Origin of the sequence: Phytoactinopolyspora endophytica (genome assembly GCF_004138495.1) — a bacterium.
Classification (GTDB): Bacteria; Actinomycetota; Actinomycetes; order Jiangellales; family Jiangellaceae; genus Phytoactinopolyspora; species Phytoactinopolyspora endophytica.
Map to the genome: position 1 here is coordinate 65,792 of NZ_ML142858.1, position 8,666 is coordinate 74,457.

The 8,666-nt window shown below is 68.9% G+C and carries 7 protein-coding genes; 3 read left to right on the forward strand and 4 right to left on the reverse strand.

What is annotated here, in order from left to right; genetic code table 11:
* The coding region (locus tag ELR45_RS41075) for a M81 family metallopeptidase (RefSeq protein WP_240759882.1) at window positions 1-598 on the reverse strand (598 nt) is incomplete at its 3' end.
* A gap of 111 nt (window positions 599-709) precedes the next feature.
* Between ELR45_RS41075 and ELR45_RS19360 the strand changes: the two genes are divergently transcribed.
* From ELR45_RS19360 to ELR45_RS19370, 3 genes are all read left to right on the forward strand, one after another.
* Entirely contained in the window at window positions 710-2,464 is a 1,755-nt protein-coding gene (locus ELR45_RS19360) for an ABC transporter ATP-binding protein (RefSeq protein WP_129667841.1), read from the forward strand.
* Window positions 2,461-4,251, forward strand: coding sequence for an ABC transporter ATP-binding protein (locus ELR45_RS19365; RefSeq protein ID WP_129667842.1), 1,791 nt, complete (start codon window positions 2,461-2,463; stop codon window positions 4,249-4,251). Before ELR45_RS19360 ends, ELR45_RS19365 begins: the two co-directional genes overlap by 4 nt.
* A 266-nt stretch (window positions 4,252-4,517) precedes the next feature.
* A complete protein-coding gene (locus tag ELR45_RS19370; protein ID WP_129667843.1) occupies window positions 4,518-5,681 on the forward strand; it encodes a zinc-binding dehydrogenase in 1,164 nt (387 codons plus the stop codon).
* Window positions 5,682-5,775: 94 nt separating this feature from the next.
* Here the strand turns inward: ELR45_RS19370 and ELR45_RS19375 are convergent, their stop codons facing one another.
* The 3 genes from ELR45_RS19375 to ELR45_RS38410 all read right to left on the reverse strand — a co-directional run.
* A complete protein-coding gene (locus tag ELR45_RS19375) occupies window positions 5,776-6,447 on the reverse strand; it encodes a nucleoside triphosphate pyrophosphohydrolase (protein WP_205856879.1) in 672 nt (223 codons plus the stop codon).
* The gene (locus tag ELR45_RS19380; RefSeq protein WP_240759912.1) at window positions 6,431-7,060 is read right to left on the reverse strand and encodes a SurA N-terminal domain-containing protein; all 630 of its coding nucleotides are present in this window, start codon (window positions 7,058-7,060) and stop codon (window positions 6,431-6,433) included. The genes ELR45_RS19375 and ELR45_RS19380 overlap by 17 nt, the downstream gene beginning before the upstream one ends.
* 109 nt (window positions 7,061-7,169) lie before the next feature.
* The coding region (locus ELR45_RS38410; RefSeq protein ID WP_205856880.1) for a TRCF domain-containing protein at window positions 7,170-8,666 on the reverse strand (1,497 nt) is incomplete at its 5' end.

The following is an 8,666-nucleotide window of genomic DNA, read 5'->3' on the forward strand; positions in this document are numbered from 1 at the left end:
GGCCGTATGGGCCGCGGAGCCGCTCGAGCAGGTTGTGTACGGCGCGCTCCCGGGTGTTCCAAGCGTCCTCGTGCGGCGCCATGCGGTAGCAGGTGATCAGATCCACGTTCCGTGAGAGCTCGGCAGAGACGTTGCCGTGCAGGTCCATGGCGGCGGAGACGAGCGTGTCCTCGCCCACCGCCGCGCGGACGGCGCGTGCCAGGTCGGCCTCCGCGTCGGCCATCCCGACGACGCTCATCGCGCCGTGGATGTCGAGGAACAGGCCGTCGAACGGCCCGTCGGCGGCGAGCCGGTCGACGATCTCGTCGCGCATCGCCCGATAGGTCGTCTGGTCGACGGCGCCACCGGGGAGTGCGGTGGCCTGCATGATCGGCACCCATTCCGTGGCGTCCCCGCGCTCTGCGCCTTCGGCGAGGAACGAGTAGCGGCGGCGGAGGTCGGTTCCGCGCCTGACCGCGAACGCCTCCGCTGCGCTGATGTGGGGGGAGAACGTCGACGACTCAATGGCGATGCCGGCGATCGCGATACGAGGTCGTGCGATTCCCGTGGGATCCGCGGGGCTGAGCGGCGGAGACCAGACGGCAGAGGCGGGTGTCATGGGGACCTTCTTCGAAATCGAATAAAGTTTCGACCTTCGTTGCGTCTGCTCATGCTAGCGGGCGGAAAATGAGATGCGCGCTGTCAGGGGCGCTCCGTACCGTTACATAACGTGCGCACGCTCCCTTACGCCGATACCGGCGTCCCCGATACCCGATCTCCCCAGCGGTTCCTCGTGTGGGTGGCTCGCGGTCAGCTCGCGGCGATCATCCTGGCCACCGTCTACGGCGTCATCTGGATGGTGGCCCAGGCGCTCATGCCATGGGCGATCGGCCAGGGCGTCGACGAGATAGCGGGCGGGAACACCGACACAGCCGTGCGCTGGGCTCTGCTGATCGGTGGGCTCGGCATTGTGCAAGCACTGGTCGGGATCGTACGGCACCGTGCTGCGGTCGCCAACTGGATCTACGCCGCCTTCCGAACCATTCAGGTGGTCAGCCGGCACACCGCCCGCACCGGCCCGGCCGTGTCCACCACCATGCCCACGGGCGAGGTCGTGGCCACGTCGTCGAGCGACGCGCCGCACATCGGCCATGCCTTCGAGGTGATCTCCCGGTTCGCCGGCGCGATCGTCTCCTACGCCGTGGTCGCCGTGATCGTGCTGACGATCTCGATGCCGCTCGGCCTGATGGTGCTGATCGGCGTACCCGTGCTCGTCGCAGCCTCCGCACCGATCATTCACCCGTTGCAACAACGTCAGCGGGAGCAGCGGGAAGCCCTGGGCAAACTCACCGCGCTCGGCGCGGACACGGTGGGCGGGCTTCGCGTGCTGCGTGGAATCGGCGGCGAGCAGGTCTTCCTGAACCGCTACGCCGAACGTTCCGGCACGGTCCGTAAGGCGGGAAACCGGCTGGCTACGACGCACTCCCTTCTCGACGGGCTGATGGTGCTGCTGCCCGGCATCTTCCTCGTCCTGCTGACCTGGGTGGGTGCCAGGATGGTGCTGAGCGGCACCATCGAGCCGGGCGCCCTGGTAGCCATGTACGGGTTCGCGTTCTTCCTGGTCATCCCGGTACGCACGGCCGGCGAGATGGCGTTCGTGGTGGCGCGGGCGATCGTCGCGGCGAGGCGGGTTCTCACGTTGCTGAGCATCGAGCGCGACGTCGCCGATGGTGTGGTCCGGCGGCCGGACGGCGAGCGGGTGATGGATGCGGACGCGGGACATGTGTTGGCCGATGCGGACTCCGGGCTGGTGATCGAGACGGGGAAGCTGACCATGCTGGTGGCGGAGGAGCCCGCACACACCGCGAGGCTCGCGGACCGGTTGGGCCGTCTGGTTCCCGAGGACGGCGTCACCTTGGACGGAACGCCGCTGGACTCGCTGCCGCTGTCCGAGGTGCGTCACCGCGTCGTGGTGAGCGACCCGGAGCCGACGTTGTTCACCGGTACCCTGCGGTCCAACCTGGACCCACGTGGACAGCACAGCGACGGCGAGTTGATGGAGGCGATGGACGTGGCCTCCGGGCACGACATCCTGGAGACGCTGCGTGCCGGATTCGACTCGGTGGTGGAGGAGCGCGGCCGGTCGCTGTCCGGCGGCCAGCGCCAGCGAGTCGCACTGACGCGTGTGTTGCTGGCCGACCCGGAGGTCCTCGTCTTGGTGGAGCCGACCAGCGCCGTGGACGCGCATACCGAGGCCGCCATCGCGGAGCGGCTGCGGGTGGCGCGGCAGGGGCGGACCACCGTCGTCGTCACCGCCAGCCCGTTGATGCTCGCACAGGCGGACACCGTGATCTGGTTCGACGACGGCCGGATCGCCGCGAGCGGAACACACCAGGAACTACTCGCCACCACCACCGACTACCGACGCACCGTGATCCGCGAGGAACAGCTGGCGTCAACCGACCCGACGCAGGAGTCACGATGAGAACCGAACGCACCGTGGATGATCGGGCGCGGCTGCCTGTCGCCGAGCCTGGGGAGGTCCGGGCGGAGGCCGGCGAGCTGTTCCGCCAGCACCGCAGCCCGCTGACCATCACCATTCTGTTGCACGTGGTCGCTGCCGCATTCGGCCTGGCTGGGCCGTTCCTGCTGGGCCGGATGGTGGACGGGGTGGTCGACGGCACCTCGACCACGCGTATCGACCTGCTCGCGGGCGCGCTGGCGACGTTCATCGTCGCGCAGGCACTGCTGACCCGGGCTGCGATCAAGCGGTCGCTGGTGCTGGGCGAGCAGGTCTTCGCTCAGCTGCGAGAGACGTTCATCGCGCGCGTCCTGGCGCTGCCGCTGTCCACGGTGGAGCGCGCCGGAACGGGCGACCTGGTGGCGCGGACCACCGGGGACATCGACGCGCTGTCCCGGACCGTCCGGTTCGCCGTGCCGGAGATCCTGGTCGCGTTCGTCACCACGGTGCTGACTCTGGCAGCGGCCGTCATCGCCGGACCGTTGGTCGCACTCGCGGCCGTCGTCGGAGTACCGCTGCTCTACCTCGGCACCCGCTGGTACCTGAAACGGGCCCGGGACGGCTACCTGTGGGAGCGGGCCGCCTACGCCACGCTCGACGGGTCGGTCACCGAGACCGTCGACGGCATCCGCACCGTCGAGGCGCTGAACATGGCTAACGTGCGGATCAAGCGCACCGAGGACGACCTGGCGGAGGCGTTCGCCGCCGAGCGCCGGACGCTCTTCCTGCGCAGCGTGTGGTTCCCGACGGCGGAGATGTCCTATGTGCTGCCCGTCGTGGGCACCCTCGCCTGGGGCGCGTGGCTGGTCTCCGGCGGGCACGCCACGGTCGGTCAGGTCACCGCCGTCGTGCTGTACATGGTGCAGATCGGCGATCCGGTGGACCGGCTGGTGTCCTGGCTCGACGAGCTCCAGATCGGCACGTCGTCGCTGGCCCGTGTCGTCGGCATCGCCAAGGTCCCCGACGACCGCGAGGCGTCCGGTGAGACCCCGGACGGGGAGGACATCCGCGCCGAAGGAGTCCGCTACGCCTACGTCGACGGGCAGGACGTGCTGCACGGTATCTCGCTCGACCTGCGGCCGGGTGAACGGCTGGCCATGGTGGGCCCGTCCGGCGCCGGGAAATCGACGCTCGGGCGGCTGCTGGCCGGCATCCATCCGACGAGGTCCGGCCGGGTCGATGTGGGCGGCGTACCACTGGTCGACCTGGAGCTCGACCGGCTCCGCCGCGAGGTGGTGCTGGTCACCCAGGAGCACCACGTCTTCGTCGGCACCATGCGGGACAACCTCGAGCTGGCCGCGCCGGGCGCCTCCGACGACGAGATCCGCCGTGCGCTGGACGCCGTCGACGCCCTGGGCTGGGTCGAGGCACTGCCGGAAGGGCTGGACACGGTCGTGGGCTCGGGCGGGCACCCGGTCGGGCCGGCGCAGGCTCAGCAGGTCGCGCTGGCCCGGATCGTGCTGGCCGATCCGCACACACTGGTGCTGGATGAGGCGACCTCGCTGCTGGACCCGCGGGCCGCACGCCATCTGGAGCGGTCGCTGTCCGCCGTGCTGAAGGGGCGGACCGTCGTCGCTATCGCGCACCGGCTGCACACCGCTCACGACGCGGACCGGGTGGCCGTCGTCGAGGACGGGCTGATCAGCGAGCTCGGCAGCCACCACGAACTGGTGGAGCACGGCGAGGCTTACGCCGCCCTGTGGGAGTCCTGGCACGGCCGCCCCGTCCGCGAGAGCACTCGCCAGCCCTAGACGATCACGTCCTCGAGCCCACGTCGCCACTGACCGACGTGCACGGATCCGTAGCCGAGCACGCCGTGACGGCGCGGCGATCACGGCGCACCCTCCCGCCCAGCGGTAGAAGGGCTGTCACCGCCGTTCATGGAGCGCGAGCATATGGGGGTTGGACGGCCAGATCCTGCAGGAAGGGGTAACACCGTGCTGACCATTGGCGAGGAGACGCAGAACAACGCTCCTGATTCGGATCCCGGACTCTTCGCGATCGAGGCGGCGGGCCGATGAGAGCGGCCATCCTGCCGGCCGTGGACGGTGTCATCACCGTGCGCGACGTGCCCAAGCCGCAGCCTCAACGTGGAGAAGTCCTGGTGGAGGTCGCCGCGTGCGGGGTCTGCCACACCGATTTGCATGTGATCCGGGGCGAGGTGGCGTTTCCGACGCCGTGCGTGCTCGGGCACGAGATCACCGGGCGGGTCGCCCAGCTTGGTGACGGCGTCGGCGGCGGCAATAGTGATGCCGGCAGCGGTGCCGGCGGTGGTACCCGCGGTCACGGGCTGGAGATCGGGACGCCGGTGGTGTGCGGCTTCATCATGCCGTGTGGAACGTGCCGGCATTGCGTGCGGGGCTGGGACGACCTGTGCGAGACCTTCTTCACGTACAACCGGCTGGCCGGCACGCTCTACGACGGGACGTCACGGCTGGTGGACGACGACGGCTCGAGTCTCGCCATGTACTCGATGGCCGGCCTCGCCGAGTACTCCGTCGTCCCCGCGACGGACGTCTTCCCGATGCCGGACTCGATCGATGTGCACGACGGCGCCATCCTCGGCTGCAGCGTGTTCACCAGCTACGGGGCCGTGAAGAACGTCGCCGGGGTCGTCCCCTCGGACACGGTGGCCGTGGTCGCCGTCGGCGGCATCGGCCTGAACATTGTTCAGGTCGCGGCCGCATTCGGTGCACGCACGATCATCGCCGTCGATCTCAGCGAGGAGAAGCTCGCGCTGGCGAAGGAACTGGGTGCCACGCACATCGTCAACGCCGGCGACACGGACGCGGTGGCGGCCATCCGGGACCTCACCGGCGGGCGTGGCGTCGACGTCGCGTTCGAAGCACTGGGCAGCGCACCTACCGTCGAGACCGCCATCGGCGCGGTCGACGACGGCGGACGGGTCGTCTTGGTCGGCATCGCACCGGCCGGGGTCACAGCGAAGCTCGACATCGCCCACGTGGTCCGACGGAAGATCCGCGTCATGGGATCGTACGGGGCCAGGACCCGCACCGACATGCCCGACCTCCTCGCCCTCGTCGGCGCCGGCAAGATCCGGCTCGACCGGCTGATCACCGACCGGCTCACGCTCGACGACGTCGACGACGCCTACCGGCGGCTCGGACGGCGCGAGATCGTCGGGCGAGCCATCATCGAACTCAATCCTTCGGAGGTATGAGAGCTTCTGGTGGTCCACCCGGACGTCACGCCTTGATGGATCTACCCGAGCGACGGTGGTGTGAACCCGGAGGGCTTCCCGGGAACCCGGGCGATCAGGCGGTGCCGGCCTCGGCCGCTCGCACGGCGGTGACGTAGCGCCGGGTGGCGTCGCGCAGCGCCTGCTCTGGGTCGACGCCGAGCTCGTGTGCCGATGCGACAACTGCCATCAGGTGGTCTCCCACCTCCTCGGCGCTGGTCAGCTCTGGGACACCGGCCTGGGGCAGGCTGACCTGGAGGCCGGATTTCTCGACCCTGTTCATCAGCTTGGCGGCCAGGGACAGCGCGGGCTGGGCGAGCGGCACACCATCGACGGCGGACGTGCGCTGCTTCTCAGCCCGCTTCAACGCCTCCCAGCGGCCCTCGACGTGTGCCGCGGTCGGCGCGGTGGCGTCGCCGAAGACGTGCGGGTGGCGACGGACCAGCTTCTCGGCGATGCCGGCGGCGACGTCGTCGATCGACCAGGGACCGTTCTCCCGTTCTTCCGCGATCCGGGCGTGGAAGATCACCTGCAACAACAGGTCCCCAAGCTCCTCGCGGAGGTCCGTGTCGTCTCCGGACTCGATCGCCTCGAGTGTCTCGTATGTCTCTTCGAGAAGATAGGTGGCGAGGCTGCGATGCGTCTGCTCGGCGTCCCACGGGCATCCGCCTTCAGAACGCAGACGGTCCATCACCGCCACTAGGTCGAGGAGGCGGCTTCCCGCCGACTCGTTACTCGAGCTGCTCACCGGCGTCCAGTGCTTCGTCCTCGAACGGCTCGGACACAGAGCCGCTCGTCGGCTGGAAGCCGGCTTCGCCCCACGTCCCGTAGCGAGGGTTGACGTCGATGTCCAGCCGCTCCATGGCCTCGTTCACAGCCGCCTGGGCGGCCGCCTCATCGCCGGCGGACGCCACCAGCTCCTCGTAGATCAACGTCTTGCGCACCTCTTCGCGCAGCGACTCCTGGGTAAAGTTCTCCTGGGCGTAGAACGGCGCTGGGTCCCCGTTCTCGAACTGCTGGCGCCACTCGTCCAGGAAGTCATCCACGTCCGCAGCCGAGACATCGAGCCCTTGGTCCTGCGCCACGTCGTCGAACAGCCGGTTCTCGATCCAGCGACCCAGGACCGTGTTCTGCAGCTCGGTGACGTCGCCACCTTCGTTCAGCGGCGGCAGCTCCAGCCCGTGGTCCGCGACCACGTCATTGTGCACGTCGATGGTCTCGGTCACTTCGTCCTGCAGTTCGGAGACGCTGAGGCGATCATCGCCGACGTTGACCGCGGTGCCGACCTGGTCAGGCTCGCACGCCGTCACAAAGGAGACGGCGGCTACGGCGGCGGTCGCGGCAAGGACTCGACGGGCCATGGACACAGCTGTTCCTCTACGTCTTCGACGACAAACCAGATGCATCTTACCGTCGCACTCTATGGATACTTCGCACGCCCCGTGCCGCGGACGTGCAGCCCTTGAGGTGTTAGCGGGCTGGTGACACCGCGGGACCCGGCTCGTGCGCCAGGACGTCGTCGACCACCTTCTCCACCCAGCCGAGTAGCTCCATCCCACGCAGCGGAGCCCCGCCGATGGTCGATGGCAGCGGACGTGGAACCAGCACGCTGTCCACCGCATCCTTGACCAGAGCCTTCGGATACAGCCGCTTGAGCCGGACCCGCTGCCAGTCGGCCAGCTTGATCTGCGCGAAGCGGATGAAGTTCCCCTGCAGCGTGACCTCGGACAGCCCCGCCCGGCGAGCCTTGGACCGGAACCTGGCGATCGCCAGCAGGTTCTCCACCTCTTCGGGCGGAGCCCCGTAACGGTCCTTGAGCTCCTCCCGGACGGCGGTGATCTTGTCGTCGTCGACGGCCTCCGAGAGCGCTCGGTAGACCTCCAGCCGCAACCGCTCGCTCGCCACGTAGTCGTGCGGCACATGCGCGTCGACGGGGAGGTCGACGCGGACCTCCGCGACCGTCTCCTCCTGGTCACCGCGGTACTCCGCGACCGCCTCACCGACCAGGCGCACGTAGAGGTCGAATCCGACGTCGGCGATGTGGCCTGACTGCTCGCCGCCCAGCAGGTTTCCGGCTCCCCGGATCTCCAGGTCCTTCATCGCCACCTGCATGCCGGATCCCAGGTCGGCGTGTTGCGCGATCGTGGCCAGCCGTTCGTGTGCTTCCTCGGTGAGCGGCGTCTCACGCGGGTAGAAGAAATAGGCGTAGGCGCGCTCCCGCCCGCGGCCCACTCGCCCGCGCAACTGGTGCAGCTGGGAGAGACCCAGCCGCTCCGCCCGGTCCACGACCAGCGTGTTCGCGTTGGAGATGTCCAGGCCGGTCTCCACGATGGTGGTGCACACCAGTACGTCGATCTCACGCTGCCAGAAGGCGCTGATCACCCGTTCCAGCACGTGCTCGCCCATCTGCCCGTGTGCGGTCTCCACCCGTGCCTCGGGCACCAGCTCCCGCAGGTGCGCCGCCACCTTCTCGATGGTCTCGACCCGGTTGTGCACGAAGAACGTCTGGCCGTCGCGCATGAGCTCGCGCCGGATCGCCGCGCCGACCTGCTTCTCTTCGTACCCGCCGACGTACGTCAGCACGGGATGCCGTTCCTCCGGGGGCGTCGTGATGACGGACATGTCCCGGATACCGGTGATCGACATCTCCAGGGTGCGCGGGATGGGCGTGGCCGACATGGTCAGCACGTCCACGTTGGCGCGCAGGTGCTTGAGCTTCTCCTTGTGCTCGACGCCGAAACGCTGCTCCTCGTCGACGATCAGCAGGCCGAGGTTCTTGAACCGGACGTCGCCGGTGATGAGCCGGTGGGTGCCGATGACGATGTCCACCGTCCCCTCGGCCAGCCCCCGGATCGTCTCCGTGGCCTCTTGATCCGTCTGGAACCTGGACAACGCCTTCACCGTGACCGGGAACTGGGCATACCGCTCGGTGAAGGTGGAGAAGTGCTGCTGGCCGAGGAGCGTCGT